General features: G+C 39.2%; 30 protein-coding genes, 2 tRNA genes, 1 rRNA gene and 1 pseudogene. 17 read left to right on the plus strand and 17 right to left on the minus strand.

The genetic code is table 11. From position 1 onward, the window contains the following. Nucleotides 1-267: 267 nt before the first annotated feature. The 8 genes from CCS77_RS05385 to CCS77_RS05420 form a co-directional block, all read right to left on the minus strand. Nucleotides 268-343, minus strand: a tRNA-Ala gene (locus CCS77_RS05385). A gap of 12 nt (nt 344-355) precedes the next feature. Continuing rightward, a tRNA-Ile gene (locus CCS77_RS05390) sits at nt 356-432 on the minus strand. Between the two features lie 94 nt (nt 433-526). Continuing rightward, nucleotides 527-2,037 (minus strand): 16S ribosomal RNA (locus tag CCS77_RS05395). A gap of 255 nt (nt 2,038-2,292) precedes the next feature. Then, on the minus strand, nt 2,293-3,633 hold the full coding sequence (locus CCS77_RS05400; protein ID WP_107916796.1) for a DUF945 family protein: 1,341 nt from the start codon (nt 3,631-3,633) through the stop codon (nt 2,293-2,295). Next, nucleotides 3,630-4,196 carry a DedA family protein gene (locus CCS77_RS05405; RefSeq protein WP_180999442.1) on the minus strand — a complete coding sequence of 189 codons (567 nt, stop codon included), beginning with the start codon at nt 4,194-4,196 and terminating at the stop codon, nt 3,630-3,632. The genes CCS77_RS05400 and CCS77_RS05405 overlap by 4 nt, the downstream gene beginning before the upstream one ends. Then, nucleotides 4,196-4,792: a lipid-binding SYLF domain-containing protein gene (locus tag CCS77_RS05410; RefSeq protein WP_103650515.1), complete on the minus strand. Its 597-nt coding sequence runs from the start codon at nt 4,790-4,792 to the stop codon at nt 4,196-4,198. Before CCS77_RS05410 ends, CCS77_RS05405 begins: the two co-directional genes overlap by 1 nt. A 9-nt stretch (nt 4,793-4,801) precedes the next feature. After that, complete coding sequence (gene rny / locus CCS77_RS05415) at nt 4,802-6,355, minus strand: ribonuclease Y (RefSeq protein ID WP_034901872.1); 1,554 nt, start codon at nt 6,353-6,355, stop codon at nt 4,802-4,804. Then, complete coding sequence (locus CCS77_RS05420; RefSeq protein ID WP_107916797.1) at nt 6,276-6,920, minus strand: 5-formyltetrahydrofolate cyclo-ligase; 645 nt, start codon at nt 6,918-6,920, stop codon at nt 6,276-6,278. Before CCS77_RS05420 ends, rny begins: the two co-directional genes overlap by 80 nt. Nucleotides 6,921-6,969: 49 nt before the next feature. On the opposite strand from CCS77_RS05420, the gene CCS77_RS05425 reads away from it, so the two are divergent. Genes CCS77_RS05425 through CCS77_RS05445 form a run of 5 tightly spaced genes read left to right on the plus strand, consistent with a single transcriptional unit; the run spans nt 6,970 to nt 11,185 of the window. Continuing rightward, nucleotides 6,970-7,608: a TlpA family protein disulfide reductase gene (locus CCS77_RS05425; protein ID WP_107916798.1), complete on the plus strand. Its 639-nt coding sequence runs from the start codon at nt 6,970-6,972 to the stop codon at nt 7,606-7,608. After that, nucleotides 7,608-8,474, plus strand: a complete 867-nt coding sequence (gene ftsY, locus CCS77_RS05430; RefSeq protein ID WP_009295514.1) for a signal recognition particle-docking protein FtsY — start codon at nt 7,608-7,610, stop codon at nt 8,472-8,474. The genes CCS77_RS05425 and ftsY overlap by 1 nt, the downstream gene beginning before the upstream one ends. Beyond that, nucleotides 8,467-8,829: a VanZ family protein gene (locus tag CCS77_RS05435; protein ID WP_107916799.1), complete on the plus strand. Its 363-nt coding sequence runs from the start codon at nt 8,467-8,469 to the stop codon at nt 8,827-8,829. The genes ftsY and CCS77_RS05435 overlap by 8 nt, the downstream gene beginning before the upstream one ends. Continuing rightward, nucleotides 8,804-10,144, plus strand: a complete 1,341-nt coding sequence (gene radA, locus CCS77_RS05440; protein ID WP_107916800.1) for a DNA repair protein RadA — start codon at nt 8,804-8,806, stop codon at nt 10,142-10,144. Before CCS77_RS05435 ends, radA begins: the two co-directional genes overlap by 26 nt. A 57-nt stretch (nt 10,145-10,201) precedes the next feature. Further along, the gene (locus CCS77_RS05445; protein ID WP_107916801.1) at nt 10,202-11,185 is read left to right on the plus strand and encodes a Cj0814 family flagellar-dependent secreted protein; all 984 of its coding nucleotides are present in this window, start codon (nt 10,202-10,204) and stop codon (nt 11,183-11,185) included. Nucleotides 11,186-11,277: 92 nt separating this feature from the next. Here CCS77_RS05445 and CCS77_RS05450 read toward each other — a convergent pair whose 3' ends face one another. From CCS77_RS05450 to fliL, 4 genes are all read right to left on the minus strand, one after another. Next, nucleotides 11,278-12,090 (minus strand): cell surface protein, encoded by an 813-nt coding sequence (locus tag CCS77_RS05450; protein WP_107916802.1) that lies wholly within the window; start codon nt 12,088-12,090, stop codon nt 11,278-11,280. 13 nt (nt 12,091-12,103) lie between these two features. Beyond that, nucleotides 12,104-12,907, minus strand: coding sequence for a hypothetical protein (locus CCS77_RS10620; RefSeq protein ID WP_107916803.1), 804 nt, complete (start codon nt 12,905-12,907; stop codon nt 12,104-12,106). Between the two features lie 135 nt (nt 12,908-13,042). Continuing rightward, complete coding sequence (acpS, locus tag CCS77_RS05460; protein WP_009293941.1) at nt 13,043-13,387, minus strand: holo-ACP synthase; 345 nt, start codon at nt 13,385-13,387, stop codon at nt 13,043-13,045. After that, the gene (gene fliL, locus CCS77_RS05465; RefSeq protein WP_002942267.1) at nt 13,384-13,920 is read right to left on the minus strand and encodes a flagellar basal body-associated protein FliL; all 537 of its coding nucleotides are present in this window, start codon (nt 13,918-13,920) and stop codon (nt 13,384-13,386) included. The genes acpS and fliL overlap by 4 nt, the downstream gene beginning before the upstream one ends. Before the next feature lie 58 nt (nt 13,921-13,978). Between fliL and ybaK the strand changes: the two genes are divergently transcribed. Next, nucleotides 13,979-14,461 carry a Cys-tRNA(Pro) deacylase gene (gene ybaK / locus CCS77_RS05470; RefSeq protein WP_002942247.1) on the plus strand — a complete coding sequence of 161 codons (483 nt, stop codon included), beginning with the start codon at nt 13,979-13,981 and terminating at the stop codon, nt 14,459-14,461. Here the strand turns inward: ybaK and CCS77_RS05475 are convergent. Both CCS77_RS05475 and CCS77_RS05480 read right to left on the minus strand, forming a co-directional pair. Next, nucleotides 14,450-15,436, minus strand: coding sequence for an SAM-dependent methyltransferase (locus CCS77_RS05475; protein ID WP_107916804.1), 987 nt, complete (start codon nt 15,434-15,436; stop codon nt 14,450-14,452). The two genes, ybaK and CCS77_RS05475, sit on opposite strands and share 12 nt — an antisense overlap. Next, nucleotides 15,433-16,041: a trimeric intracellular cation channel family protein gene (locus tag CCS77_RS05480; RefSeq protein ID WP_021093519.1), complete on the minus strand. Its 609-nt coding sequence runs from the start codon at nt 16,039-16,041 to the stop codon at nt 15,433-15,435. The genes CCS77_RS05475 and CCS77_RS05480 overlap by 4 nt, the downstream gene beginning before the upstream one ends. A 117-nt stretch (nt 16,042-16,158) precedes the next feature. Here CCS77_RS05480 and CCS77_RS05485 point away from each other — a divergent pair, with 117 nt between their 5' ends. Beyond that, a complete protein-coding gene (locus CCS77_RS05485; protein WP_103569923.1) occupies nt 16,159-16,824 on the plus strand; it encodes a lipid-binding SYLF domain-containing protein in 666 nt (221 codons plus the stop codon). Nucleotides 16,825-16,934: 110 nt separating this feature from the next. Here the strand turns inward: CCS77_RS05485 and CCS77_RS05490 are convergent, their stop codons facing one another. Beyond that, nucleotides 16,935-17,144 carry a hypothetical protein gene (locus CCS77_RS05490; protein ID WP_002942234.1) on the minus strand — a complete coding sequence of 70 codons (210 nt, stop codon included), beginning with the start codon at nt 17,142-17,144 and terminating at the stop codon, nt 16,935-16,937. Between the two features lie 150 nt (nt 17,145-17,294). Here CCS77_RS05490 and CCS77_RS05495 point away from each other — a divergent pair, with 150 nt between their 5' ends. From CCS77_RS05495 to modD, 10 genes are all read left to right on the plus strand, one after another. Then, complete coding sequence (locus CCS77_RS05495) at nt 17,295-17,741, plus strand: Fur family transcriptional regulator (protein ID WP_107916805.1); 447 nt, start codon at nt 17,295-17,297, stop codon at nt 17,739-17,741. Between the two features lie 102 nt (nt 17,742-17,843). Next, complete coding sequence (locus CCS77_RS05500) at nt 17,844-18,167, plus strand: HMA2 domain-containing protein (RefSeq protein ID WP_002942231.1); 324 nt, start codon at nt 17,844-17,846, stop codon at nt 18,165-18,167. After that, nucleotides 18,160-18,810 carry an aminotransferase gene (locus CCS77_RS05505; protein ID WP_107916806.1) on the plus strand — a complete coding sequence of 217 codons (651 nt, stop codon included), beginning with the start codon at nt 18,160-18,162 and terminating at the stop codon, nt 18,808-18,810. The genes CCS77_RS05500 and CCS77_RS05505 overlap by 8 nt, the downstream gene beginning before the upstream one ends. Next, nucleotides 18,803-19,153: a hypothetical protein gene (locus tag CCS77_RS05510; protein WP_107916807.1), complete on the plus strand. Its 351-nt coding sequence runs from the start codon at nt 18,803-18,805 to the stop codon at nt 19,151-19,153. Before CCS77_RS05505 ends, CCS77_RS05510 begins: the two co-directional genes overlap by 8 nt. Nucleotides 19,154-19,162: 9 nt before the next feature. Then, entirely contained in the window at nt 19,163-19,477 is a 315-nt protein-coding gene (locus CCS77_RS05515) for a hypothetical protein (protein ID WP_009293949.1), read from the plus strand. Beyond that, complete coding sequence (locus CCS77_RS05520; protein ID WP_012001864.1) at nt 19,477-19,797, plus strand: hypothetical protein; 321 nt, start codon at nt 19,477-19,479, stop codon at nt 19,795-19,797. Before CCS77_RS05515 ends, CCS77_RS05520 begins: the two co-directional genes overlap by 1 nt. Beyond that, nucleotides 19,766-21,856: a heavy metal translocating P-type ATPase gene (locus CCS77_RS05525; RefSeq protein ID WP_430516327.1), complete on the plus strand. Its 2,091-nt coding sequence runs from the start codon at nt 19,766-19,768 to the stop codon at nt 21,854-21,856. Before CCS77_RS05520 ends, CCS77_RS05525 begins: the two co-directional genes overlap by 32 nt. A 14-nt stretch (nt 21,857-21,870) precedes the next feature. Next, nucleotides 21,871-23,334, plus strand: a complete 1,464-nt coding sequence (locus CCS77_RS05530) for an alanine/glycine:cation symporter family protein (protein ID WP_035145198.1) — start codon at nt 21,871-21,873, stop codon at nt 23,332-23,334. A 10-nt stretch (nt 23,335-23,344) separates the two neighbouring features. Continuing rightward, nucleotides 23,345-23,602, plus strand: a complete 258-nt coding sequence (locus CCS77_RS05535; protein ID WP_107916809.1) for a helicase — start codon at nt 23,345-23,347, stop codon at nt 23,600-23,602. A gap of 1 nt (nt 23,603) precedes the next feature. Next, nucleotides 23,604-24,437 carry a ModD protein gene (gene modD, locus CCS77_RS05540; RefSeq protein WP_107916810.1) on the plus strand — a complete coding sequence of 278 codons (834 nt, stop codon included), beginning with the start codon at nt 23,604-23,606 and terminating at the stop codon, nt 24,435-24,437. A gap of 505 nt (nt 24,438-24,942) precedes the next feature. Here modD and CCS77_RS10860 read toward each other — a convergent pair. Together CCS77_RS10860 and CCS77_RS10865 are read right to left on the minus strand one after the other, a co-directional pair. Continuing rightward, entirely contained in the window at nt 24,943-26,103 is a 1,161-nt protein-coding gene (locus CCS77_RS10860; protein WP_430516333.1) for a methyl-accepting chemotaxis protein, read from the minus strand. Between the two features lie 9 nt (nt 26,104-26,112). Beyond that, a pseudogene (locus CCS77_RS10865) lies at nt 26,113-26,913 on the minus strand (nitrate- and nitrite sensing domain-containing protein); the annotation flags it as partial. Nucleotides 26,914-26,970: the final 57 nt, after the last annotated feature.

Raw genomic sequence — 26,970 nt, forward strand, 5'->3', positions numbered from 1 at the left:
GAATAGAAATTTAAATCTTTAACAAGTCCTGTAAAATTGTTTTTAAAACTTGCTTGTGACTATTAACAATATTAATTAAAAGAACATTTAGACTTCGCAGACTAGCAAGCTAGTCTTTACGACCAAAGAGTTACACCCTTTGGAAACCCCTAAAGCACAAAGTTGCTTTCGGCAACTTCGTAATCAATAAAGATTAAGACACTTAAAAGTCTAAAGTAAATGTTTCTAAAAACACTTAATATAGACTTTTACTGTTAAACTATTTTATGGTGGAGAATAGCGGGATCGAACCGCTGACCTCCTGCGTGCAAAGCAGGCGCTCTCCCAGCTGAGCTAATTCCCCAATTAAATTCTCTGGTGGGCCTAACAAGACTTGAACTTGTGACCTCACCCTTATCAGGGGTGCACTCTAACCAGCTGAGCTATAGGCCCCTATAGGTCTATCAATCTTTCAAAACTAAACAAGGATGATTGAGAATATCTTTCTTATAGATATCTTGTGAGAGAATATCTATATGTACTCTAGAAAGGAGGTGATCCAACCGCAGGTTCTCCTACGGTTACCTTGTTACGACTTCACCCCAGTCGCTGATTCCACTGTGGACGGTAACTAATTTAGTATTCCGGCTTCGAGTGAAATCAACTCCCATGGTGTGACGGGCGGTGAGTACAAGACCCGGGAACGTATTCACCGTAGCATGGCTGATCTACGATTACTAGCGATTCCGGCTTCATGGAGTCGAGTTGCAGACTCCAATCCGAACTGGGACATATTTTATAGATTTGCTCCATCTCGCGATATTGCTTCTCATTGTATATGCCATTGTAGCACGTGTGTCGCCCCGGACATAAGGGCCATGATGACTTGACGTCGTCCACACCTTCCTCCTCCTTACGAAGGCAGTCTCATTAGAGTGCTCAGCCGAACTGTTAGCAACTAATGACGTGGGTTGCGCTCGTTGCGGGACTTAACCCAACATCTCACGACACGAGCTGACGACAGCCGTGCAGCACCTGTCTTAACATTTCTGCAAGCAGACACTCTTCTATCTCTAGATGATTTGTTAGATATCAAGTCCGGGTAAGGTTCTTCGCGTATCTTCGAATTAAACCACATGCTCCACCGCTTGTGCGGGTCCCCGTCTATTCCTTTGAGTTTTAATCTTGCGACCGTACTCCCCAGGCGGTATACTTAATCCGTTAGGTGCATTACTGCCAAGACTAGCTTAGCAACAACTAGTATACATCGTTTAGGGCGTGGACTACCAGGGTATCTAATCCTGTTTGCTCCCCACGCTTTCACGCATTAGCGTCAGTTGAGTTCCAGCAGATCGCCTTCGCAATGGGTATTCCTGGTGATCTCTACGGATTTTACCCCTACACCACCAATTCCATCTGCCTCTCCCTCACTCTAGATTATCAGTTTCCCAAGCAGTTCTATGGTTAAGCCATAGGATTTCACAAGAGACTTGATAATCCGCCTACGCGTCCTTTACGCCCAGTGATTCCGAGTAACGCTTGCACCCTCCGTATTACCGCGGCTGCTGGCACGGAGTTAGCCGGTGCTTATTCGTTAGGTACCGTCATTGTTCTTCCCTAACAAAAGGAGTTTACGCTCCGAAAAGTGTCATCCTCCACGCGGCGTTGCTGCTTCAGGGTTTCCCCCATTGAGCAATATTCCCTACTGCTGCCTCCCGTAGGAGTCTGGACCGTGTCTCAGTTCCAGTGTGACTGATCATCCTCTCAGACCAGTTATGCGTCATAGCCTTGGTGAGCCATTACCTCACCAACTAGCTGATACAATATAGCCTCATCCTACACCGAAGAACTTTCCCTATCTAACTTATGTTAGATAGGAGTATAGAGTATTAGCAGTCGTTTCCAACTGTTGTCCTCTAGTGTAGGGCAGATTAGCTATACATTACTCACCCGTGCGCCACTAACTCATAAGAGCAAGCTCTTACTCGTCCGTTCGACTTGCATGTATTAGGCACGCCGCCAGCGTTCACTCTGAGCCAGGATCAAACTCTCCATATTAATTACCTATCTAATAGATAGGATTTTTATTATGAAGTTTTTAATCAAAAAAACTTTTAGTTTTTATATTAGTTTGTCTAATCTATTATTTAATCATAATAGACTGGCTCAATCGATCACTTGTTTAGATTTCAAAGATTGACTAATAGTTTAACAATTGTAAGTTAAAAGAACTTTCTGCTCTGCGTTCTGCAAAACAGAAAGTGAAGTATATAGAAGTGATGCTTAAAAGTAGATAAAAATTAGGCTAATTTTTTAAAAGCCCATAAAGAAATTTTGAAGTCCAACCTTTTCATTAAAAATAATATCTTTTTTATTTGGATCGTACTTAAATTTACTCACTACTTTTTTGCCATCTTCTTTTAAATATCCAGCAGATATAAGTGTTGGTTCGATAAGAGTCATCTCTGGGAAGAGCGTATCAAAAAATTTAGCCAAAGTCTCATCCGCACTTAGCTCGCCATTAAGTGATAGCTTATCAAAGATCGCAAGCTGACTTTCTCCGCTTTTAAAGCCATTGATAGCAGCATCTAGTTTTAAATTTATCGCATTATCGCCATTTTTAAAGCTTAATGTATCCACTTTCACACTTGGATTTTTCTCTAAAATTTGACCCATTACTTCGTCCAAATTTAACCCAGCAAAGATACTCTCATTTGTATCAACATTTACATTACTTAGTCTATCAAGTATATTATTTATAGTTGGCACGTTGATATTTGCTATTTTGCTATCTAAGATAAAATCTGTAAATTTCACTTTATTAACAGCAACTGCACCTATCTTCACCACATCTTTTGAGCTACCAAGATCATTTGAGACTTCAAATTTAGAGTTATACTCAATATCGTCTAAAGCAACATTGCCATCTTTTTCATCTAATAATGCTAGTTTTTTGATCTTAGCCTTTGCTATGTAAGGAGCCAGCTTGCTCTCAAATATCTTTGAAATTTCAACTGGTACAGTGTAGCTTGTATCTATATCGACGCCTTCAAGATTAACTTCTGCTTTATTTTCTTCATTGAGATCTTTTAAGGCAACTTTCTCAAGACCCAAGTTTGCGCTATTTACATTATCTTTTGCGTCCAGTTTCAAGCCAAATTTCACATCCTTTGTATAAACATTCATAGTTTGCTTGTCGCTAAAGTCGATATCGCTAAATTTAACATTTACATCTTTATCGCCACTCACGCTAGCCTTTGTTTTAGCCGTTGCGACGACGTTTGATCCAAGAAATGAAGCAACGATATTTTTTATCGCCTCATTTTGTATAGAAATTTTTGAGTCAATATCAAAGCCATTTACAAATGCAAGCACTGAGTGAGAAATTTCATTTTCCACCTTGAAATTTAGATCCTCATCTACATCTTTGCCGGCTAAATTTTTCAAAAGATCCTTTGAAACGATAAGATCAAACGATCCTTTTGAGCCAAAAAAGCCTTTTTGATAGCTGTTTTCTGAAACTTTAAAGCCATTTACATCATTTAGTCTATCAACTATCCTTTGATAGTTCTCCTCAACCTTGTTTGAGGCGAAATAAACAGCGCCTGCGACGATCACGATAACTACGATTAGAGCAGATATCACCTTTTTCATACTTTTCTCCTTTTTGTAATGTGTTGTAAAAACAACCAGATACCTAATAACAAGCCAACCATGGTAAGTGGCATGATATAGCCATGCTCGCCAAGATAATTGCTCACACTCATAAAATAATCCCCTGCTTTATAGCTAGCAAGACCGACGATCACCGCCCAAAGCACCGAAGAGATCAAATTTATAACGCTAAATTTATAAAAAGAGTATTTTGTAAATCCAAGTGCGATAGGCACCAAAGTTTTGACGCCGTAGATAAATTTTTTGATAAATATTATCTTATCGCCATGCTTTTTTGCCAAAATTCCAGCGTAGGCAAGCTTTCTTTTGTGATTTTTCACATAAGGCATAAGCGAGCTTTTGTTAAACCTTGCGACGTAAAAGATCAAAGTATCGCCGATCGTATTTGCCACGGCAGCGACGATTATGCTAAGAGTGATGTCCATTTTACCAGCAAAGCTTAATATCCCAGCGGCGATAAGCGCGACCATACCACCACCAAGGCTGTAAAAAAATAGCACGATGTAGCCGTAAGTAGAAATTGAGTTTATAACGTCTTGCATCATTGCCCCAAAAGTTTAGAAGCTGAAGATATTAGTTGCTCGTATGCGTAGCCACTTTGTTTTAAAATTTCATCCTTTGCGCTAATCACTGCTCCGCCAAAGCTAGCTCCTGCGAAAAATCCATCATTTGCAGCGTAGGCGTAGATGTCGCTTGAAAATTTAAAGTCGCTTACCTTGCTGTAATTGCGTCCGATGTCGCCAAACGCTACCGAAAGCTTTGTATCAAGCGTGATCTTAGCGTCTTTTATGTCGTAGATGATGCTATCTTTAAATATAAAAAGCACAAGCGAGCTATCTTCGTAGCCAAGCTGGATGCCGATACTGCCGCCACTTATGCTAACTGGTAAAATTTCAGTTGGCGAATTTAGGTTGCCAACGACCATTATGCCGTCGCCACCCATACCGCCAACTACAAAGCCTATTTTTTTTACACTTGGAAAGATGATTGTCGCTTTTGACTGCTCGATAAGCTCTTTTATAGGAGCGTTTCTAGCGCCTCTCATCGTCGTTATAAACGAATTTGCCGAGTCCAGCACGAGCTCCTCGCTGGCAAAGCCAAGCGAGAAAAATATTATCAATGATAAAAGAAATTTCATATCTTGCCGTTATTTCGCAAAATCAACAGCGCGAGTCTCTCTGATGACACTTACTTTTATCTCACCAGGATACTGCACCTTGCTCTCGATCTCTTGAGCTATCTCTTTTGCCACAAGCACTGCCTCATCGTCATTTATGAGTTTAGCATTTGCGATGACGCGGATCTCACGACCAGCGTTGATCGCATAAGCTTGCTTGATGCCCTCTTTGCTTTTTGCGATGTTTTCTATCTCTTCGACACGTTTTAGGAAGCTCTCAAGCACCTCACGTCTTGCCCCTGGACGAGCTGCGCTTAGTGCATCAGCTGCGCAAACAGCAGCACTTTCTATACTTGTAGCCTCTTCGTGGCCATGGTGAGCATAGATCGCGTTGATGACGACTGGATGCTCTTTATAGCGTTTGCAAATTTCAGCTCCAAGATCGACGTGGCTGCCCTCGTACTCGTGAGTTAGTGCTTTGCCGATGTCGTGAAGTATGCCAGCTCTTTTTGCTAGCTTCTCATCTCCGCCACACTCTGCTGCGATGATGCCAGCAAGGTGAGCCACTTCAAGGCTGTGCGCAAGGGCATTTTGACCGTAGCTTGCTCTAAATTTAAGCTTGCCTATTAGTTTTACTATCTCTGGATGAATTTTATTTAGACCAAGGTCCATGACGATGTTTTCGCCCTCTTCTTGTATGCTTTGCTCAAATTCTTCAGTTACTTTTTTGTGAAGATCCTCTATCCTTGCAGGCTGAATTCTGCCGTCCTCCACCAAAAGCTCGATCACTCTTGTAGCGATCGCACGTCTGTAAAGGTTAAAGCTGCTTAGTATGATCGCGTGCGGGGTATCATCGATGATGATATCAACGCCAAGCACCATTTCAAGGGTTTTGATGTTACGTCCCTCTTTGCCGATGATCCTGCCTTTTAGTTCATCGTTTTTGATATTTACGACATTTATCAGACGCTCAGCCGCAAATTCTCCAGCAAATCTTGACGTAGCCTGCGCCAAGATATAATTAACCCTCTTTTTAGCCTCTCTTTTTGCCTCTTCTTCGTACTTTCTAACGATGTGAGCGATGTCGGCGCGTGACTTCTCCTCGACCTTTTTAAGCACGACCTCTTTTGCCTCTTCCTCCGTTAAGCCAGCAGCGTGCTCAAGCACTCTTATCGCCTCTTCTACTTTGTTTTGATAAGTCGCTTTTAAATTTAAACCCTCTTCATAAGTGACCTTCGCATCTTGCTTATCTTTTTCAAAAAGCTCTTTGCTCTCGTTTAAAAGCTCTTGCTCATTTAGCAAAATTTTCTCTTTTTTGGTCAGCTCATCAAATTTACTTGCATACTCTTTTTGAAGCTTTGTCGTCTTGTCGTCGTATCTTTTTTTAGCCTCAAATTCAGCCTCTTGTACTGAAATTTTAGAGTTTTTAAGCGTTAGCTCAGCTTCATACTCGATAGCTTTTGCCTTTGCTTTTGCCTGCTCTAAAAATATGTTGTAGTTTGCATCATTTATCTTTTTGGCGTAGAGATACCCTGCTCCAACGCCCACCACACCGGCTCCTAAGCCTATTAAAACCTCTATCATTTATTCCTCTTTTTATATAATTTTTGCTTGGGGTTATATAAAAGTCTCCCACCGCATCGTGCGCCTGCGAGAGCACATCTTTGGTGTAGAAGTCTTTTACCTCTAAGAAAACTATCAGTTTTGGCTTAACGGGCAAAGTGTCAAAAAATCTATCGTAAAATCCTTTTCCGTGCCCTATCCTTGCCATAGCTCCATCAACCCCAATCGCTGGAACTACCGCCATATCGAGTTTAACATTATTCATTTTTTTGCCAGATGGCTGTCTGACATTAAATTTATAAGTTAGAAATGGCAGTCGCAATCTTACCATCTCTAAGCTAAGACCTACCATAAAAGGGGCAAAAATTTCACATTTATGTGATAAATTTCGTCTTATTTTAAGCACATCGACTTCGTAGTTAAGCGGCAGATAAAAGAGCACCTTTTTAGAATTTGTGTAATTTATCAAATTTAAAAGTGTTTTTACCGCCTTATAATGCGTGCATTTTGCTCTAAATTTAGCAAGCTTTATCAAATTTGCTCTTGCATTTTTTCTAAATTCGTTTTTTTCTAAATTAACGCTCATTTTATGCTCTTTCTTGTATAATCCTGAAACATTTTTCAAAAGGAAATTTATGACACTAAAACGCGCAATTATAACATCACTTTGTCTTTTTGCATTTTTCGGATGCGGCGACGACAACAAAAGCCAAAAGAGCGAGCAAAACACTAGCGAGCCAGCTGTGCAAAGTAAAAATTTAGAAGAAAATGCCAGCAAAGATGAAAATTTAAGCAAAGATACGCTCACACCAAAGATAAGCGAGAGCACACAAAGTGACGAAGTAAAAGATATAAGCCTAAAACTGCTTAACGGCACAACTATGCAGATCACAAAAAGAAGCAACGGCTTTGACGTAAAAGATGGCAAAAAAGCGACACTTTACGTATTTTTCGCTACTTGGTGCCCACCTTGCAAGGCTGAGATCCCATCTTTAAACAACCTAAGTGAGAAATTTAAAAACGAGCTAAACATCGTTGCTGTCTTGCTTGAAGACAAGAGTGAGGACGAGGTTAAAGAATTTGCTCAAAAGTATAAGATCAAATACGACATCGCAGTTGGCGAGGGAAATTTCTTATTTGAAAAGGCGATGGGCGGCATCAAAGGACTCCCTGCATCTGCACTCTTTAAAGCAAATGGCGACTACGCTCAAGGTTACATCGGTCTTGTGCCTGAAGAGATGCTTGAAACTGACATAAATAGGGCCATAAAATAATGCTTGAGTTTTTAAAAAGAGGCTTTGAAAAGACCTTTGGGGCGATAAGCTCGGCTAAAAAGTCAAAAAAGATCAACAAAGAGAGCTTAGAAGAAATTTTACTAGAGGCTGACGTGGCTTACGAGATCGTGGAGGAGATTTTATACTACTTGCCGCCGCAAGATGAAGTGAGCAGAGCTGATCTTAGACGCGTTATGAGTAGCTATTTTATCTACGAAAAGGAGCGCGTGATCGAGCCTGACAAGCCATTTGTCGATCTTATCCTTGGCGTAAATGGCGCTGGCAAGACGACAACTATCGCAAAGCTAGCAAATTTATATAAAAATAACGGCAAAAGCGTCATCTTAGGCGCTTGTGATACATTTAGAGCTGGAGCGATCGAGCAGCTTCGCCAGTGGTCAATCAGACTAAGTGTGCCAATAGTCGCCACTCAGCAAGGACATGATCCTTCAGCTGTTGCCTACGACACGATTAGCTCGGCTCTTGCAAAAGGCATCGACCGCGTCATCTTAGACACGGCTGGCAGGCTTCAAAACCAGACAAATTTAGCAAACGAGCTTGATAAGATCGTTCGTATCAGCAAAAAAGCCTACGAAAAGGCGCCTCATCGCAAGATCCTCATCCTTGATGGCACGCAGGGCAACGCTGGCGTCGCGCAGGCAAAGGCGTTTAATGAGATCGTCTCGCTTGATGGCGTCATCATCACAAAACTTGACGGCACTGCAAAGGGCGGAGCGCTATTTGGCGTGGCAAGGGAGCTTGAGCTACCTATATTTTATATAGGCGTTGGCGAGAGCATGGACGATATCATCAAATTTAACCCAGACGAGTTTTTAGACGAGCTGATGGACGCCATTTTTGAGTAGGGTAAAATTTCTTAGTAAAATTTGCTTTTTTGCTGCTCTTTTGGCGATTGATTTTCTTGCATTTACTCCAAAAAGTCCTGCGATCATCGAAAATTCGTGGGACAAAGCAAACCATTTTTTAGCTTTTTTCGTCCTTTATATACTGCTCTACCTTGGCTATGAGTTTAAAATTTTAAAAAATTTAGCCCCACTTTTAGCCTTTGGCGTGCAAATAGAGCTCGTTCAGGCATTTTTACCAAATAGGAGCTTTAGCCTGCTTGACATCGTGGCTGACATGATCGGAGCGGCCTTTGGAGTGATGATAATTGAAATTTTAAAAAGGATATATTATGGCAAAAGCAAAGCCAGTTTTTGAGTGTCAAGCCTGCGGTAATCAACAAGCAAAGTGGCTGGGCAAATGCCCACAATGTGGGGCTTGGGATAGCTTTGTCGAGCTTAGCCAGCAAGAGATAAAGATAAGCAAAGAGATAGCAAAAAGTAGTGGCACACCTAGCAAAGCCATAAGTATTGATGAAGTTGAAATTCAAAATTTCACGAGATTTAGCACCAAAGATAGCGAGCTAGACCTTGTTCTTGGTGGTGGCGTGGTCGAGGGTTCGCTTGTGCTTATAGGCGGCAGCCCAGGCATTGGTAAATCAACCTTGCTTCTAAAAATCGGCTCAAATTTAGCAAAGGACGGCAAAAAAACGCTCTATGTAAGCGGCGAAGAGAGCCAAAGCCAGATAAAAATGAGAGCTGACAGGCTAAATGCTGTGGATAAAAATTTATACCTGCTAACTGAAATTTGTCTAGAAGATATCCTGATAGAAGTGCAAAAGAGCGACTACAAGGTGCTAGTCATTGACTCCATACAAACGCTTTATAGCCAAAATATAACCTCCGCACCAGGCTCGATCACGCAGGTTCGTGAGATCACATTTGAGCTGATGAGGCTTGCAAAGAGCCAAAATATCTGTGTTTTCATCATCGGTCACATCACCAAAGAGGGCTCTATCGCAGGGCCTAGAGTGCTTGAACACATGGTCGATGTAGTGCTTTATTTCGAGGGCGACGCGAGCAGAGAGCTGAGAATTTTGCGTGGGTTTAAAAACCGCTTTGGCTCGACGAGCGAGGTTGGTATATTTGAGATGAGCCAGCACGGACTGGTGAGTGCAAATGAGGTATCGAGTAAATTTTTCACACGTGGCGGGGCGATGAGTGGCAGTGCTATCACCATCATAATGGAAGGCTCAAGGGCGCTTAGCATCGAAATTCAGGCGCTTGTTTGCGAAAGCGCCTATCCAAAACGAAGCTCCACTGGCTTTGAGAGAAACCGCCTAGATATGCTGCTAGCACTTCTTGAGCGAAAACTTGAAATTCCACTTGGGCACTACGACGTATTCATAAACGTTTCAGGTGGCGTTAAGATAAGTGAGACTGCGGCCGATCTAGCCGTCATCGCAGCGATAATCAGCAGCTTCAAAAACCGCCCTATCAGCAAGGACAGCGTCTTCATCGGCGAGCTAAGCCTAAACGGCGAGATAAGAGAAATTTTCAATCTCGATCAGCGCTTAAAAGAGGCAAAAACGCAGAAATTTAAAAATGCCATCATCCCAAACAAACCGCTTGACACGCAAGGTCTAAAGTGCTTTTACGCCAAAGATATCACGCAAGTGCTTGAGTGGATGTAAATTTACTCTGGAACAAATCATGCTTACTCTTTTACAGATAATATCAAGGAGCAAACCATGAATGATATTAGCATCTTAGGCACCAATGTAAATTCATACACCAAGCAACAACACAAACGTGAGAGATATACAAATTTTAGTGATCTTATAAAACAAAGTATTAAAGAAGAGAGTAGCAAGCCAAACCAAGAACCAGCTAAATTTACTTATACCACTTCTTCACAAAACAGCCTTATCTCTTTAAATTTTAATGACCTTCAAGCTTATGGCTACACAGTAGATAAAGCAGGCTTTATGGGAGCTGACTTTAACAAGGCTGCAGGCTTGCCACAGGACTTTAAAATCCACAAAAGCACACTTGATGAGATAGTTAGATACAACAATAAAACATATCTCTTCACACAAGATAGAAGCAAGGCTGCCTTTGAAAAGATAGACGTAGCTGATACCACAAAACACTACTATAACCTTTTTAAAAGCATTGTAGGGGACGAGAAAGATAGATATAGCGAAGCTGATCTAGCAAATTTACCAAAAGGCTTTAGCATGGATACCAACCAAAAAACATTTGGTAAAAATGCAAATTTCTTAAAAGATGTGAGCCTAATATCTGTTACAAATGTATATAAAACATTTGATCAATTTAACGATGCAAAGAGCGTTAGAGATGAGCTTAGAGGCTTTGGAGTAAGCCACGAGGTCTATGAGCTAAATTTTAGCAAAGAGCGTCTTGGCACAAGAGCCAGTGATGAATATACATTCAATCCAGATATGTCGGTATATCAAGCAGATAATACTTATAGCAATGCTGGTGTATTTGTGGGATTTTTAAAGAGCTTTAGTCCTATCGCTAGTGATAGTGGCGAGACGAAGCTTAGCGTGGAGGCAAGCTCTTACTCAAAGCTAATGAGTGAGCAAAGCCTAGCTGATGATATGGTGCCTCTCTCAAGGCTTTTAAAAAATGAGAAGATGATCAAATTTATTTTAGAAGAGTTACTAAAAAGAAATACTCACTTCAAAATACGGCAAAAGTGCTGGTGAGATAGTAGATAGTGTGCTAGCTCATGCCACAAAGCTTCAAAATGAGACAAAAGTTTAAATAGATAAATTTAAAAGGTGGCTATCTTTATCCATCAAGCCATCTTATTTAAAATTTGCTTCTTATCTATCTTTTGCATAAGCTCTAAGACATCTATGCCTCTTTTTTCTTTGAAATTTAAAAGCTCTCTTGCATAGAGAAATTTTTGATCCTTGTTTATATCATAGGTCTCATACTTCTTTTTAACCTGCATAGGTTTAAATTTCTTCTCAGCCTGCTCTTTAGCAAAATTTGCATTGTATTCTTGTTCTTCTTTGTGTAGTTTGGCTAGAAATTCTTTATGCTCTTTTGTAGTTTTTTCTACATCTTCTCTATAAAGCTTCTTAAACTCTTCTATGCTTAGATCTGCTCTAACAAACAATGCAGCACCATCATTACTCATCATTGTGTCTTCAGAAAATGATTTTACAAAAGCTTCTAGTTCCGCCTCCTCTTCTGCTGTGCCAAGACCAACCATTTTACCAACTATCGTTGGTTTGCCGTCTATAGAGTTTGTAAGCAACCAGTCCATGTAATCTTGGAGTTCGCGAACTCTAAATTCTTCCATATTTTCTGGCTCTCTTTTTGCTGATAAAGCCCGTCTTTCTTGAATGGTGTAATTAGATAGCATATTATCTATTCGATTTATAGTATCTGCTATCCAGCCCTCTTTGCTTTTGTCTATATCTATAAATTCTTTTATAGTTTTGCTCCAGGGTTTAAAAAGATTCTTTGAGTAGTCAAATTTTTCTTCGCTGACGCTTTTGTCTTGCTTACCTTCTTTGGCTACATTTTCTATTGCATTTTCTTTTTGAATAGTGTTATCTTGTATCGGTGTGTTGCTAAGTCCGTTTATGCTAGTTATCATTTTAAACTCCCCTTTACGCTGTCTTATCCACTTTAAGCTTTGCCACTTTTTCTAAAATTTCAAACATACTCTTGCCACTATCAAATTCACTCTTAATAAATTTATATATCTCCTTAAATCTCTCATCGGCTTCAAGCTTATAGGTTTGAGATTTTTTAGTAACTTGTATAGGTGTAAATTTCTTCTCTTTTTTATCTTCTTCGTTTTGTGTTTCAAGATCGTTGATAGAATTTATAGTATCTTTTGCTAGCTCCTCGTCAAACTCTAAACCAAAGCGCTCATTTAGTGCAAATTTAGCCCATTTGCCTTTAAACTCATCAACGCTCATATCGCTATCAAGTAGTTCAGCTGTCTTACTACCGCCAAAAGCTATAAAAGAGAGGATTTTTTTATTTGCAAACTGATCTATAAAATCATCAACACTGAGCTTTTTACTATTTAATGGATCTTTAAAAATCCCCTTTGGCTCAAATGCTGGATTTCTCTCAAGCCCCAAAGCACCGCTATCATCTATAAATTTCTTTAGCTCATCTATCTCATCTTTTGAAAAAGAGTCGTCATAGCCCATTAGCTTGCCAAGTATGCTTACTCTTGCCTCTCCTTCACCTTTTACAAAGCCAGTAAGTGAGTGATTATATCTGTCATACTCTCTTGCTCTTTCTTTATCATCTAGCCTTGCATACTTAGTAAATGTCATACCATGATCCATATCGTTACTAAGTATCTCATTTATATCATTAAATTTAAAGCCCATCTCTCTTGCTATGTTCTCTCTTGAGAGGTAGTTAGAGGTTGAAAGATTATTAGAAATTTGCATTTTACTATCCTTAGTTTTTATGATCACCAAAGGTTACATCAAATTTCGTCTTTTTTGTAAAAAAGTTTATATAGGTATTTATTTATAAATTAGACTTTACATAAAAAAGTAGCTAAAAGCTAAAACAGATAAATTTCACACTATCATCACTGCAGCTACGGCAAATCCGCCGTCGTGAGTTATACTAAGGCTTGCTTCTTTGATATTAAAGCTTGTATAAATTCTTGGGCTAAATTTTATCTTTGGTGCGTTTCTTGCGTCTTTGCTGAGCATAATGTCTAAAAAGCCACACTCTTTGCTGATACCCACACCAAGGGCTTTGCTAGCTGCTTCTTTGGCCGCCCAAAATCCAGCCAAAGTCGCATCATTTTTTGCTAGCGCGATCTCGCTATCACTTAAAAATCTCTTTAAAAAAAGCTCGCCGTGACGAGCCTTAAGTCTTGAAATTCTATCTATCTTAACGATATCGATGCCTATCATTGCACCACAAAATCAGTAAAAAATATGTTTTTGATGTAGCCATCATTTAGCACTTCATTTAGCTTACCGACGATCTCGTCTTTTAGCCTATCCTTGCCCTTTGCAGTGCTTACTTCTTCGTAAGTTTTAGAAGAGAGCGTTCTTATGATGATATCTCTTAAAAGTGCCTTTTTCTTATCAAGCTCGGCAGTTAGCAGCTCGTCGCTTTGCTCTAGATCGATCTTAGTTTTAAGAAATCTTGATCCATTTTCACTAAGTAAATTTACGACAAACTGATCAAGCGGATATATAGGTCCCATGTTCGAATAGTCGTTGCCACCGCGTTTTGCTTTGTTTTGAGCGGGTGCTGGTTGAGTTTGAGTCTGAGCTGGTGTTTGCGCCATATTTGCCTCTTTTGGCTCGTCAGAACTAAGCATCAAAAACGCCACTAGCCCTCCGATAACTAGCAATAAAACAAATATCGCGATGATGATTATCATCAAAGCGCCATTGCCACCTTTTTTTGCTTTTTTCTCTTCAACTTCTTCAGCCATCTTTCCTCCTTTAAGTTTTGGCTATAATTATACAAAAAATTCACAAAAATGAGAAAAGATGATACATAAAACCAACGCCGCTAGGCTTTTAGACAAGCTAAAAATAGAGTATGAGATACTTGAATACGAAGTCGATCTAAATGATCTTTCAGCCGTTCATGTAGCAGCTAGCACCAAGCAAGATATAAAGCAAATTTATAAGACGATCGTCTGCCAGTGTGAGCCTAAAAATTTTGTCGTTGCTTGCCTGCAAGGCGATCTGGAGCTTGATCTAAAAGCACTTGCTCATGCGTGCGGTGCCAAACGCTGCGAGCTTATAAATTTAAAAGACCTAGAGAAGATCACCGGCTACATCAGAGGCGGCTGCTCGCCACTTGCTATGAAAAAGCACTTTGCGACCTTCATCGACGAGCGAGCAAAAGAGCAAGAGTACGTGCTAGTAAGCGCTGGAGTAAGAGGCAAGCAGATAAAGATAGCTCCAAACGACCTTTTAAAGGCTTGCGAGGCGGGTTACGCCGATATCGCCAGGCTAGCTCTTTAAAAACTCTATAAATTTAAACTTCTCACCCAAAAACTCGGGCGAGAGTAGAAATTTCGCTTGTTTTGCTGCATTTTCGTAGGCTTGCTTGCTGCCCTTTTCAAGCACCAAAGATAAAATTTCATCCACGCCAAAGTCGCAAACCAAAGCATCATTTTGCTTTTTAAATTTAAGCATCAAAAAGCCAGCTTCGCAAAAAGCCTCTTTTACCTGCTTAAAACAAAGGCTATAAGTTAGATCTGAGCTTTTAAAATATGGCGCGAGGTTTGAAATTTCAAACAATGAAAAAACTTGATGATCTTTAAAAACTCTTAGGCTAAACTCATTTTTTGGCTCAAATTCTCCGTAGTCAAAGCTTAAAAATCTCACCTTTTTTGCCGCATTTGCAAGCTGGAGCGCAAATTTGGCATAACTAGTTGATATCTCGCCCTTTTTTATGCCAAATTTCTTTGCTAAATTTAGTAAATTTCGATCTGCCTTTTGCCAGTGAAATTTTAGTTCATCATCCACAAAAAGCATATTATCTGCGTCTATCACCTCACAGCTAAATGCGTCAAGTAGCTCATTTGAGATGACAAAAATTTCATCAAACGAGCACTCGCCCAAATTTTCATAGTGTCCTACTCTAACCTCGTCACCAAAGCGATTTTTAAAGGTTTCAAGCTGTTTTTTACGTAAAATTTCATGAGGTTCAATGATGATAAGCTCTAAATTTGACAAAATTTCTGGCTCAAGTGTAAAGATGCCTTGAGCAAAATCAGCCAGCATATCACCAGAGTTTGCGCCGATCTCCACGACCTTGCAAGAGCTAGAAATTTCGCCATTTTTAAGTAGCTTTAAAAAGTAGTTTGCAAGGCAGGCGCCAAAGAGGTAGCCAACGCTTACATTTGTGTAAAAATCACCCTTCTTGCCGATATCCACACCAAATTTATAGTAGTTTTCATTGACCCAGATATCAAAAAACTCGCTAAATTTCATAGATCAGGCAGCTTCCAGCCTCTGTAAAATGCGAACATCCTGACCGTTATACCAGCAGCTAGCAAGAGCATGGTAAAAAATATGTTGGTAAGGCCTAGATGATAGAGGATAAAGTAAGCAAGCCCCACGCCAAGGCTTATCGTGCCATAAAGTCCGGTGCGTAAAAACCACGGGACTTCATTTAGCAAGATATCTCTTAAGATACCGCCGCCAACGCCGTTAAAAAAGGCTATCATCATGACGCCAAAGATGTTGTAACTATACTCGATGGCAACCATCGCTCCGACGATAGAAAAGCAGATAACGTCGATCGCGTCGGCAAAGATAAAGACAAATTTCTTCTCCAAGCCCTCTCTTTTTATATGTAAATTTGTGATCCTAGATACGACAAGCATAAAGATGACGACGCTTACTGGCATGTAGTGAGTGAATGAATAAACTGCCCTACCAACGAGCATATCACGCATGATACCGCCTCCAAGTGCGGTCAAAAATGCGGACAAAAAGACGCCAAGCCAGTCACACTCCCTCTTTACAGCAAACAAAAAGCCACTAAGCGCAGCTGATGCGATACCAACGTACTCCACAAAAAGTATTAAGCTCATATTTTTTCCTTAAAAATGGGCATTTTATAATGAAATCTCATAAAATTTCATTAATAAATTTTTAAATAATAGTTTATTTTAGGCTATAATAACAAAAAATTTAAATAAGGAAATTTGATGAAAAAAATTCTAACTTTACTCTTTTTGATCGGCTCATTTTTTGCGTTAAATTTAAACGCTGATGTGATTCAAAACCAAAAATTAAAAAATGCGATAAACATTTTAAACGCTTTTGGCACTAGAAATTTAAAACCAAATACCAAATTTACAGGCATCAAAGCCATCGCTATCATCCCAGACGTAACAAAAGCAGGCGCGATCATCACTGGCTCAAAAGGCAGAGGCGTATTTATCGCTAAAAACGACAATGGCGAGTGGTCAAGCCCATTTTTTGTAAATTACACATCTGGCAGCATCGGCCTTCAGCTAGGATATAGCTCGGCTGATATGATCATCTTGTTTAAAAACTCAGAAGCCTATGCAAGCTTGTTTAACGCAAAAGATACGATCAGTCTAAAAGCAGAAGCAACTGGTGGCGTTGGCAACGAAGTGGCGATAGCTAGTGATTTGCCTGAAATTTCAGCATTTGTCGAGGAGCGTGGCAAGACAAGTGGAGCTTTTGTTGGCGTTAGCCTAGATGTGGCAAGACTTAAGATAAACGCACAAGATACAAACGACTACTACGAGAGAATGTATGACTTTGAAGATATCTACAACAACAGCCCAAAAGCTAGCAAATACACAATCAAATTTAAAGAGATAATCTCAAAATACTTCTTATAATAACCTCGCAACTTGGCTCTTTTAGAAGAGTCAGGCTCTCTTTTTTTACATTTTAAAGATTTTAGAAATTTTAGTTTATAAATTTAGCAAGATTATGGCTTAGCCTTTTGCTAAACCATAAATAGTGATACAAAGCGTTTTTTAGGGATTGGAGAAAATTGAGTCATATATTCAAACGCCTCTTCGTAGTCGCCGTCTGTATATTGCGCGACTTGCTCGATAAGCTCATAAAGCTCTTCATCATCCATCGAGTCAAAGCTGCCTCTATTTTCCAAAACCTCTAACAAAACGGCGTCTAATTCTAGCTCGTCGTAAGTCATTTCGTTCCTTAATTCTGATTTAAAAAATGCGAAACTATACCAAAAGAAGCTTATAAAATACTTTACTTAGAATTTGTAATAAATTTTATGCATTTTTTAGTAGAAAAGTTGTAAAATCTTTACATTCATTATCAATTTGATAGGGATTTTGTGGAAGACTTTGAACTATTTTACAAGCATTTTAACGAGTTTTTAAAAGCTTTTAACCAAAAAGGCTCTGAGATAAAAGAGCAAATTTTGCGTGTGCTTTTTGCAAGCAAGTCACATCTAAATGCTCAAGAAATTTGTCAAAAAATTTATGAAATTTACAAAAATGAAATTTCAATGACTTCTATATATACCTTTTTAAATTTTTTAGAAAACCACCATTTAGCAAATAGTTTTGAGCAAAATGGTGTTAAAAATTACGAGTTAAATTTAAAATCCTCTCATGATCACTTGATATGTGAAATTTGCGGAAAGGTGGTTGATTTTGAAGATGAGATGATAGAGCAAAGGCAGGAGCAAATTTGTAGCCAAAGGTCATTTAGCGCAGAGTCTCACAAGATGATACTTTATGGAATTTGTAGTGATTGCCAAGCAAAAAATGGGGTTTAAATTTATCATTTCATTTTGCTTTTTGATAATGAAAGACAAAAAAATTTCAGATTTGTTTAAGTTGCAGGTTAGATAATACGCAGACAAAATAAAAGGATGAAAATGGATATAAAAACACAAACTTTAGCACAAGTTGCAAGCTATTTTTCGATGATAGCTCACACAAATGGCAGACTAAGAGTAAGGGTTAGCCCAAAGATCAAAGAGCTAAGTAGTAGCGTAAATTTAGCTAGTTTAGATGATATGATCGCCCAGATAAATGGCATAAAAAATGTTAAATTTAACAAGATAATCGGCTCTGTAACGATCGAATACGATCATGAAATTTTCCCTAAAAATCTCTGGGAGGATCTCTTAAAAGGGCAAAATTTAGAAGAAATTTCAGCTAAAGTAAATGAAGTAGCAAGAGAAGTAAAATATGCTTAACGAGCTTTTAAACGCCTCTTATACGAGCGAAAAAAACGCACTTAGGCTATATGAAGGTCTAGCTTCATTTGGCGAAGTATTTGATCAAATCGCAAGTGTGAGAAAAAATGCGATCATCTTGATAGAGAAATTTGCAAGTGCGCATGAGTATGAGCTTGTTTGCGAAAATGAAGCTATCTTTTTGCCAGCAAAAAATAAAGAAGATGCGCTGATAGAGGCACTAAACTATGAAAATGAGCTAAACAAAATGTATGAGAAATTTTGTGAAAGCTTAGACGATGAGGAGCTAAAAGATCTATTTTTTAGACTTTGGGCTACTTCAAATAACGAATATATCGCCTCTTTAAAGCACTGCTTAAAAGAAATTTATAGTGGAGCTGGAGCAAAAAATGAGCTAAATTTAAATGAAATTTCACAAAATTTTGAGCAAAATGGCATAACAAACATTTTAGAAAGCTATCAAAATGACTTTAATGAGATAACTAAAAGCTTGCAAAATATCGCAAGTGGCAAGGCTGATAAAAGCGAGTTGGCAAAGATCACAAACAACCCAAATTTCTCGTTTTTTAGCGGGCTTGCGCTTGGGGCATTAGGCATTTCAGTAGTTAGCAAAAATTTTAATAAGGATGAAGAAGATGAATAATTTACAAAATCAAACAAAGAAAGGATTTAAAATGGCATTACCATTTTTAGCAGGTTTAGCAATAGGCGGTTTAGCAGTAGTTGCTTGGAGTAAAAGAGATAAGATCAAAGAGTGCGCCAAAGATGGCTTAGATAAAGGCAAAGAGGCTGCAAAAGATCTTTATAAAAAAGGTAAAAACGTCGCAAAAGACGCAAAAGACTTTATGGTCAAAGAAGAGAAAAAAGCAAAACGTGGCGTTAAAAAAGTAGAAAAAGAGGCTGAAAAAGTGGTTAAAAAAACAAGAAAACCACGTGCTAAAAAGCCAGCAGCTCCAAAAGCTATCACACCAAACGATATAGCTTAAGGATAGAGAATGCAAGAAAATAGTCTTTTTACACTTTCAAACACAAGGCTTCCATTTGATCACTTCATCAGTGGAGCCTTGATCGCTGGCATGGGTGCGGCTGCGCTTGGCTTTAGCGACTATCTAAACAACAGAGCAACTAAAAAAGACGTCGCTAAAAAGATAGCAAAATACGCCGTAACTGGTGGTTTTGTAGGTGCTGTTGGCATTCACGCTTCAAATTTAATAGCACAAAAAAAATATCTAAACGCAGCAGCTTTTACTGCAGCTGGCATCGGCGGTCTTTTGATAGCTGAAGAACTAATAAAATTGGAGAGTAAATAATGAATAACCCTTATATCAATGAAGAAAACGCAAACGAAGTAGCAGCAAATGACGCAGCAGCAACTCAGCCAAGTGCAGTTGATAATGCGATAAACAATGCAGCTCAAAATTTACCATTTGTACCTGAAAATTTTAACGCAGCTGGCTTTGTAAAAGGCCTACTTTTAGGCGGCATAGCAGCTTATGTGCTAACTAATCCAAAAGCACAAGAGTGCGTATTTAAAGCGATCATCAAAGGTGGCGAGCTAATAAACGCTGGCATAGAAGAACTAAAAGAGCGTTTTGAAGATGTCAAAGCAGAACTTGACTCACAAAAATAAGGTCACTCTAGCTCACAAGAGCAAAAATAGAGCGAGGTTTATTTGCGAGAGCCTAAACGCTAGAAGCGATGTCAGCGCTATCGAGGCTGCGATCTCAGAGCGAACCGATGCAAAAAGCGTGCGTGTAAATAAATACGCAAAAAGCATCGTTGTTGAGTTTGATAAGAGCTACGAGAAAATTTTAGATTTTATAAAAAGCTATGATTTTCCAACCAAGCCAAAAGATGAGAGCCTACCTAGCAAAGCAAATATCTACAAAGCTGCTGCTGCACTTGGCGTAACGCCATTTATGAGTAATAAAACTCTAAAATCAGCCGTAACTCTTTACGCCACAGCTCCAAATTTAATAGAAGGCGCAAAAGAGCTAAGGCATGAGGGCATCACCTCAAAAGTGCTCGAGGCAACTGCTATTGGCACAAGCCTTGCAATGGGTGATCATTTGGCTGCAAATAGCACAAATTTGATGATAAATATCGGCGAATACATGGAAGAAAGTGCTAGCCACAGAAGTGATGATCTCATCAAAGAGCTAGCCAAACCAAACATCGAAGAGGTCTGGGTCGAGCGAAATTTAAACGGTGAAAAGACGCTTGAAAAGGTAAAAACCGAAAATTTAAAAAAAGGCGACATCGTAGTAGTCGGAGCTGGCGAGACGATAGGCGTTGATGGCTACATCGTCGAGGGCAATGCTGATGTCAATCAAGTCTCAATGACTGGAGAGGCCGAGCCTGTAGCAAAAGCTAGAGGCGACCGCGTCATAAGCGGCACTGTTGTCGATGAGGGCAGGATCAAAATTTGGGCTGAAAACGTAGGTAGCGACACCGCAACCGCAAGGATCAAAGAGTACATCCAAACTTCACTTAATGAAAAATCAGCCATCGGCGTAAAAGCTCTAAAACTAGCTGATAAACTAGTGCCAGTCACACTCTCTCTTGCTGGGCTTTCGTATGTTATAAACAAAAATATGAACAGCGTTGCAAGCGTGCTTCAAGCTGACTACTCTTGCGCGCTTAAGCTTGCTACCCCAGTTGCGTTTAAGTCAAGCATCTCAAAGGCTGGCAGAAACGGCATCCTCATAAAAGGCGCAAAGGCGATCGAGGCTCTAAGTTCGGTTGATACATTTGTCTTTGACAAAACCGGCACTCTAACTCATGGACGCCTAAGTGTGGTTGAAATTTACTCTTTTAAAGATGGATTTTCAGAGGCTGATATCTTAAATTTAACCGCAAGTGCCGAGGAACACTACTTCCACCCAGTAGCTGAAGCGATAGTTGAGGCTGCAAACAAGCGTGGATTTAGTCATATCCACCACGACGAGGTTGAATTTATTGTGGCTCACGGTGTAAAAACTGCTATGCACGGCAAAGAGGTCGTTATCGGCAGTAGGCACTTCTTAGAAGATGATGAGATGATAAGCTTTAAAGCTCATGAAGCGCTTATAAATAAGGCTTTACAAAGCGGTTTAACCCTGCTTTATGTAGGATACGACAAAGAGCTTGTTGGTGTGATCGCTATGAAAGATGATATGAGAACAAACGCTAAAGATATGGTGGCAAAACTACGAAATCTTGGCGTGAAAGAGATAGTTATGCTAAGTGGCGACATAAAGAGCAAAGCTGAAGAGGTAGCGCGCGAGCTTGGGCTTGATAGGGTCTATGCTGAGTGCTTGCCAACGGACAAAGCAGCGATCATCGAAGAGCTAAAGAGTGAGGGCAAAAAGGTCGCTTTTGTAGGTGATGGCATAAATGACGCGCCAAGCCTAACAAAAGCAAATGTTGGCATCAGCATGCACAAAGGTGCTGATATCGCTAAAGCAACAGCTGATATAAGCCTTTTAAAAGATGACATCATGAGCGTAGCGCTTGCAAAAGAGCTTGCTAATAAAACTATGAAGTTAATTAGCTCAAATTTCCGCTCAACCGTTGGCGTAAATACAGCTATACTAAGTGCCGCAACGCTTGGCATGCTAAATCCAATAGCAACTGCCATGCTTCACAATGGCACGACGATCTGGCTTCTGCTCAACTCAATGAAGGGCGTGAAGATCAAGTCAAAATAAATTTGAAAGGATAGATGGTGTTTGAGAATTTCTTAAACTTTTTAAACGGCAAAATGGATGTAGCCAACGACTTTTTGTATGGATATTTTTTGGTTATCATCCTTGTAGCTTCAGGAATTTATTTTAGCTACCTTACCCGTTTTGTGCAGTTTAGGATGTTCTTTGAAGCTTGCAGAGTTCTGGTAGAGAAAAAGGATAAGTATAACAAGCACCATCTAACTCCGTTTCAAGCGCTGATGATCTCGACTGCTTCGCGCGTTGGCATCGGCAACATCGCTGGAATTTCAGCTGCCATCGTCGCAGGTGGTCCAGGAGCACTTTTTTGGATGTGCTTGATGGCGTTTTTAGGCTCAGCTTCAGCCTTTATCGAGAGCACTTTGGCTCAAATTTATAAAACCAAAGATGTCTTTGGCTTTAAAGGCGGACCGGCTTATTACATCAAAAACGGGCTTGGCATAAAGTGGCTTGGCTCTTTGTTTGCCATCATCCTCATCATCACCTATGCTTATGGTTTTAACGGGCTTCAAAGCTACACTATGACCTCTGCTTTTGAAATTTACTACGATAAAGCAGGCAGCAATATCACCTTTGCGCAAAGTGGCTTGCCTATTGGCATCGGACTTATACTTACAGCATTTACGGCTGTGATGTTTTTTAGTAAGAGCCACATCATCGGCAAAGTTAGCTCATATATCGTGCCTTTCATGGCGCTTACTTACATCTTGCTAGCTATCATCGCGATCGTTTTAAATTTCAAAGAAATTCCAGCCGTCATCAAGATGATCATAGAAAGCGCCTTTGATTTTAAAGCGATATTTGGCGGATTTGCTGGAAGCGTGATCGTGATAGGCATAAAAAGAGGACTTTTCTCAAATGAAGCTGGCATGGGCTCAGCGCCAAATGCAGCGGCTGCGGCGCACACAAGCCACCCAGTAAAACAAGGGCTAGTGCAAGCAATGGCGGTATTTATCGATATGACGATATGCGTCGCCTCTGGCATGATCGTGCTTTTTTCTCAGGCATATCTTACAAAACAAACTGGCGTAAGTGGCGAAGTGCTAACCGCCCTACCTCTTGTTCAAGCAGCGATGAAAGAGTATTTTGGCGACTTTGGACTACACTTTACGACCCTTGCAGTAGTGCTATTTGCCATCACGTCGCTCATCGGCAACTACTACTACGCACAGGCAAATATGAAATTTCTAACAAAAAGCAAAAATTTAACGCTAGCATTTAAGATCACAGCAGTGATTATGATATTTATAGGCGCTCAGATGAACTTAAAACTCGCTTGGAACATCGCTGATATCACGATGGCGGCTATGGCTACGATAAATATCATCGCTATTTTCTTACTATCAAAAGTGGTGATAATAGCGATAAAAGACTACGAAGCTCAAAGAAAAGCTGGTAAAAATCCAGAATTTGACCCAGAGAGTCTAGGCATCAAAAATACAAGCTGCTGGAGCAAAAACTAAAGGAGAAAATTTGGGAAAAGATATAAAGATAAGCGGCAAACTACTAGACCTAAACACCCATAGACAAGTAGCAAAGGTCGGCATGAGCGTCACTTTGGCATCCGTTTGCCTAAGCGCACTTTTTATGAAAAATAGATCTGTTAAAAAATTCCACGTAGCTTCTGGCATCGCATTTACATGCTTTGTGCTTTACCACGCTGGACTTTACGACAACGGCATCTTTAAAAAGATGATCGTAAAAGCAAAAACCGCTTCAAAAAAGGCATAAAATGAGACTAAGCGACGCTGAAATTTTAGACTACATAAACGAGGACCTACCCTACTTTGACCTCACAACGTCGCTTCAAGATATCGATAAAAAAGCCTCGCTTGAAATTTACTCGCGTGATGAAATTTGCGTTAGCTGCGTAGATGTGGCAGCAAGCATAGCAAGACTACTTGGCTGCGAGAGCGAAATTTTTGTCAAAAACTCTCAAATTTGCAAGGCTGGCGATGTGATCATAAAAATTTATGGTAGCTACGAAGACGTGCATAAGGCTTGGAAACTAGCCCAAGTCGCACTAGAATATGCTAGCGCCATCGCAACCTACACAAACAAAATGTCAAAAGCTGCAAAAAGTGTCAATGAAAAATGTGAAGTGTTGGCAACTAGAAAGAGCTTCCCATTTGCAAAGAAATTTTGTGTAAAAGCCGTACTTGAAGGCGGTGGTGGCATCCATAGGCTTGGGCTTAGCGATAGTATTTTATTTTTTAAAAACCACATGAAAGCCTACGGTAGCTTTGATAAATTTTTATCGCATTTGCCAGAGTTTAAAGCAAAAATGGCTGAGCGAAAAGTATGCATTGAAGCTGAAAATTTAGACGAAGCAGGTAAGCTTTTAAAAGCAAATTGCGACGTCGTGCAGTGCGATAAATTTAGCCCAGAGCTTATCAAAAACGTGCTAGCCTTAAGAGATGAAATTTCGCCAAATACTATGATACTAGCAGCTGGCGGCGTAAATTTATCAAACGCAAAAGATTATGCAAATGCCGATGCGATAGTCACTTCTGCGATGTACTCAAAAGGCGTTGCTGATATCAGCGCAAGACTTGAAATTTTGTAAAATTTTACATATAAAAATACATATAATAAATATCTCTAAAATTTTAAAATTTATGAACAAACATACCATATCGCTAAATTTAAACTTGCTAGAGTTTTAATTTGCATGCAGTGCAAAGCACTGAGGCATGCCACTTCTAACGTGCGAGGGGATTGGGGGATTTAAAAAGGGGGATAAGGGGACGGCTTCGTAATTCAAGTCCCCTTGTCTCCCTTAACAAAGAAAGAAAACTTTAAATTTCTAAAAAAGTATTTTACAAATTTTAAAATTTCATTCACTCGCAAGAATTGACTACTAAAATTTGGCTTCGCTTACAGCTTAGCTCAAATTTTAGAGCCGAAATTACTCGTTCATGAAATTTTAAAATTTTATGGATAGTTTTATAAGTTAAATTTAGAATTTAAAGCAGAAAAACAAGTAGTCTAAAATTCACATAGTCCTCTAAATTTAGAGGACTATGCTTTGTGTTTTATCGTGGTCTTTGGTTATCTTTACAATAAGTCTTTTAAAACCTCTTCTTCCTAACATCCTCAACAATAGCTTTAGCCATCTCATCTACTTCTGATGTTACTTCGTTTGCTTGGTTGGCAATTACAACATTTTCTTTTGTTAGGTGATCTATTTGAGCAACTGATTGATTTATCATATTTATGCCTTCACTTTGCTCTTTAATTGATTCACTCATCTCATTTATTGATTGAGCTAATACATTTGTATTTGCTTCTATCTCACCAAGAGATTTTTGAGTACGTTCAGCTAGTTTTCTAACTTCATCAGCAACAACTGCAAATCCTCTACCATGTTCTCCTGCACGTGCTGCTTCTATTGCAGCATTAAGAGCTAGAAGGTTTGTTTGATCTGCTATATCTCTAATGATAGTTATGATGTTTTTAATTTCATCACTTTGTCTTATAACATCAGCTGTCTTTTGAGAGATGGCATTCATTGAGCTAGACATTTGCTCAACTGCAGCTGCTGATTCTTGTAAGCTATTTGCTTGAGTGTTTGCTGAGCTTGCTACTTTTGATACTGAGCTAGCTAGAAGTTTAGCTTTTTCTTCAAGTACTTGAGCTTGGTTTAGATTGTCATTTAGCATTTTAGATATTTCAATGCCTAGAGAGTTTATACCACTTGCTATCTTACCATCATCATCAAGTCTTTTTGTAAAGTCTTGGTTTTTATAAGTGTTTAGTAGATCAAGTACATCTTTACCATTACTTGATATTGCACTTTTAAGAGCAAGTTGTAGATCTTTAAATGTGCTTTTTAGTTGATTTAGAGCTGGGTTATTAGTATCAGCTTCTAAGCTTGCTTCATAGTTGCCATCTTTTATCTCATTTACAAAGGTGTTGGCTTTTTGGATGAAAGCATTTTCATTTTCTTTAGCTGTTTGGATCTTTTGGATGTTTTCGTTTATAAGAGAAGACATGATGCAAATTTCATCTTTACCTTTTAAGCTTAGAAGTTTGGCAGAATTTGTCTTGTTGTTTAGATATAAGAAAAACTCGCTTAGCCCGCCCTTTACGCTATCGATACCTGAGATGATATTTTTACCGACAAAAAATGAAACCAAAACAAGCAATAGTATAAAACAGGCAAGCAAAATAACCATAGAAACAGCTAAGTTGCCAGCTTCGCTCATATCTTGTAAAGCTTTATCTTTCATATCATTTAACAAATAAAGCTCATAGCTTCTAAAGCTATCGATCAAATTTGTGATGCTTTGAAACCAACTAGCCGCTTCGATCTTGCCAGCTGTCTCATCTGGAGTAGCGATAGCACTTTTGATGATATCATCTATCTTTTTAAACTCATCACTTTGCAAGATCTCTTTTTGCAAGCTATCTGCGTATGTGCCTGCGTTAAATTTCACGTAGTCATTTATGAGATTTTTGATGTTTGCGTTAAATGAAACCAAATTTACGTATGTATTTTTATCGATGTTATGTTTTATAAAGGCAGCATTTAGCACCGCCCTTGTGATACCAAAATACTCTTTGATCTTTGAGATACTAAAAATTCTAGCCAAGTTATCTTTCATATCAGGCTCAGAGCTGCTTGCGAGAGAATTTTCAAATATAAGTGTATTTTCGATCATATCGTGAAATTTAGGAGCTATGAGAGCAAAACTTTCTTTGCTATCTACTTTTGCTCTTATGCTATTAAGCTCGCTTGAGAGTTCATCTTTATTAGAAAGTTTAGACAAAACGCCATCAACTTTAGCTCTTTGCTCTTTTAAATTTTTATCAGCATCTTTGCCATTAGCTATAAAGCCTGCGCTATAGCCGCGCTCTTTTTGAAGTTCATGGATAAATTCACTTTGTTTTATGATATCTTCAGCTGTATTAAGGCTTGATACAGCTTGGCTTCTAGTCTTAAAAACGCCATTTAAAATATAAATACTTGTCGTACTTAAACAAATAAGACTTAAAATTACAATTAGTAGGATCTTTATTTTTATACTTAGATTATTCATTTTTCATTCCTTTGCATTACAAGATACGTTATATTGGCTGTTTCTCCCAAAAAACGA

The sequence above is a fragment of the Campylobacter concisus genome (assembly GCF_003048375.1).
GTDB lineage: Bacteria > Campylobacterota > Campylobacteria > Campylobacterales > Campylobacteraceae > Campylobacter_A > Campylobacter_A concisus_T.

What these genes read in the sequence shown, in the direction of transcription:
- CCS77_RS05450 (WP_107916802.1), bottom strand. Translation starts at nt 12,090, where the DNA reads ATGATAACTAGCATAAACGGACTTAGCAACACACCGATACAAGATAAC.
- CCS77_RS05485 (WP_103569923.1), top strand. Translation starts at nt 16,159, where the DNA reads ATGAAAAAAATTCTAACTTTACTCTTTTTGATCGGCTCATTTTTTGCG.
- CCS77_RS05510 (WP_107916807.1), top strand. Translation starts at nt 18,803, where the DNA reads ATGAATAATTTACAAAATCAAACAAAGAAAGGATTTAAAATGGCATTA.
- CCS77_RS05490 (WP_002942234.1), bottom strand. Translation starts at nt 17,144, where the DNA reads ATGACTTACGACGAGCTAGAATTAGACGCCGTTTTGTTAGAGGTTTTG.
- CCS77_RS05500 (WP_002942231.1), top strand. Translation starts at nt 17,844, where the DNA reads ATGGATATAAAAACACAAACTTTAGCACAAGTTGCAAGCTATTTTTCG.
- CCS77_RS05410 (WP_103650515.1), bottom strand. Translation starts at nt 4,792, where the DNA reads ATGAAATTTCTTTTATCATTGATAATATTTTTCTCGCTTGGCTTTGCC.
- CCS77_RS10620 (WP_107916803.1), bottom strand. Translation starts at nt 12,907, where the DNA reads ATGCAAATTTCTAATAATCTTTCAACCTCTAACTACCTCTCAAGAGAG.
- CCS77_RS05480 (WP_021093519.1), bottom strand. Translation starts at nt 16,041, where the DNA reads ATGAGCTTAATACTTTTTGTGGAGTACGTTGGTATCGCATCAGCTGCG.
- ybaK (WP_002942247.1), top strand. Translation starts at nt 13,979, where the DNA reads ATGATACATAAAACCAACGCCGCTAGGCTTTTAGACAAGCTAAAAATA.
- CCS77_RS05400 (WP_107916796.1), bottom strand. Translation starts at nt 3,633, where the DNA reads ATGAAAAAGGTGATATCTGCTCTAATCGTAGTTATCGTGATCGTCGCA.
- CCS77_RS05515 (WP_009293949.1), top strand. Translation starts at nt 19,163, where the DNA reads ATGCAAGAAAATAGTCTTTTTACACTTTCAAACACAAGGCTTCCATTT.
- radA (WP_107916800.1), top strand. Translation starts at nt 8,804, where the DNA reads ATGGCAAAAGCAAAGCCAGTTTTTGAGTGTCAAGCCTGCGGTAATCAA.
- CCS77_RS05505 (WP_107916806.1), top strand. Translation starts at nt 18,160, where the DNA reads ATGCTTAACGAGCTTTTAAACGCCTCTTATACGAGCGAAAAAAACGCA.
- CCS77_RS05445 (WP_107916801.1), top strand. Translation starts at nt 10,202, where the DNA reads ATGAATGATATTAGCATCTTAGGCACCAATGTAAATTCATACACCAAG.
- CCS77_RS05475 (WP_107916804.1), bottom strand. Translation starts at nt 15,436, where the DNA reads ATGAAATTTAGCGAGTTTTTTGATATCTGGGTCAATGAAAACTACTAT.
- CCS77_RS10860 (WP_430516333.1), bottom strand. Translation starts at nt 26,103, where the DNA reads ATGAAAGATAAAGCTTTACAAGATATGAGCGAAGCTGGCAACTTAGCT.
- fliL (WP_002942267.1), bottom strand. Translation starts at nt 13,920, where the DNA reads ATGGCTGAAGAAGTTGAAGAGAAAAAAGCAAAAAAAGGTGGCAATGGC.
- CCS77_RS05525 (WP_430516327.1), top strand. Translation starts at nt 19,766, where the DNA reads ATGTCAAAGCAGAACTTGACTCACAAAAATAAGGTCACTCTAGCTCAC.
- CCS77_RS05425 (WP_107916798.1), top strand. Translation starts at nt 6,970, where the DNA reads ATGACACTAAAACGCGCAATTATAACATCACTTTGTCTTTTTGCATTT.
- acpS (WP_009293941.1), bottom strand. Translation starts at nt 13,387, where the DNA reads ATGATAGGCATCGATATCGTTAAGATAGATAGAATTTCAAGACTTAAG.
- CCS77_RS05520 (WP_012001864.1), top strand. Translation starts at nt 19,477, where the DNA reads ATGAATAACCCTTATATCAATGAAGAAAACGCAAACGAAGTAGCAGCA.
- CCS77_RS05530 (WP_035145198.1), top strand. Translation starts at nt 21,871, where the DNA reads ATGGTGTTTGAGAATTTCTTAAACTTTTTAAACGGCAAAATGGATGTA.
- CCS77_RS05405 (WP_180999442.1), bottom strand. Translation starts at nt 4,196, where the DNA reads ATGCAAGACGTTATAAACTCAATTTCTACTTACGGCTACATCGTGCTA.
- modD (WP_107916810.1), top strand. Translation starts at nt 23,604, where the DNA reads ATGAGACTAAGCGACGCTGAAATTTTAGACTACATAAACGAGGACCTA.
- CCS77_RS05420 (WP_107916797.1), bottom strand. Translation starts at nt 6,920, where the DNA reads ATGAGCGTTAATTTAGAAAAAAACGAATTTAGAAAAAATGCAAGAGCA.
- ftsY (WP_009295514.1), top strand. Translation starts at nt 7,608, where the DNA reads ATGCTTGAGTTTTTAAAAAGAGGCTTTGAAAAGACCTTTGGGGCGATA.
- rny (WP_034901872.1), bottom strand. Translation starts at nt 6,355, where the DNA reads ATGATAGAGGTTTTAATAGGCTTAGGAGCCGGTGTGGTGGGCGTTGGA.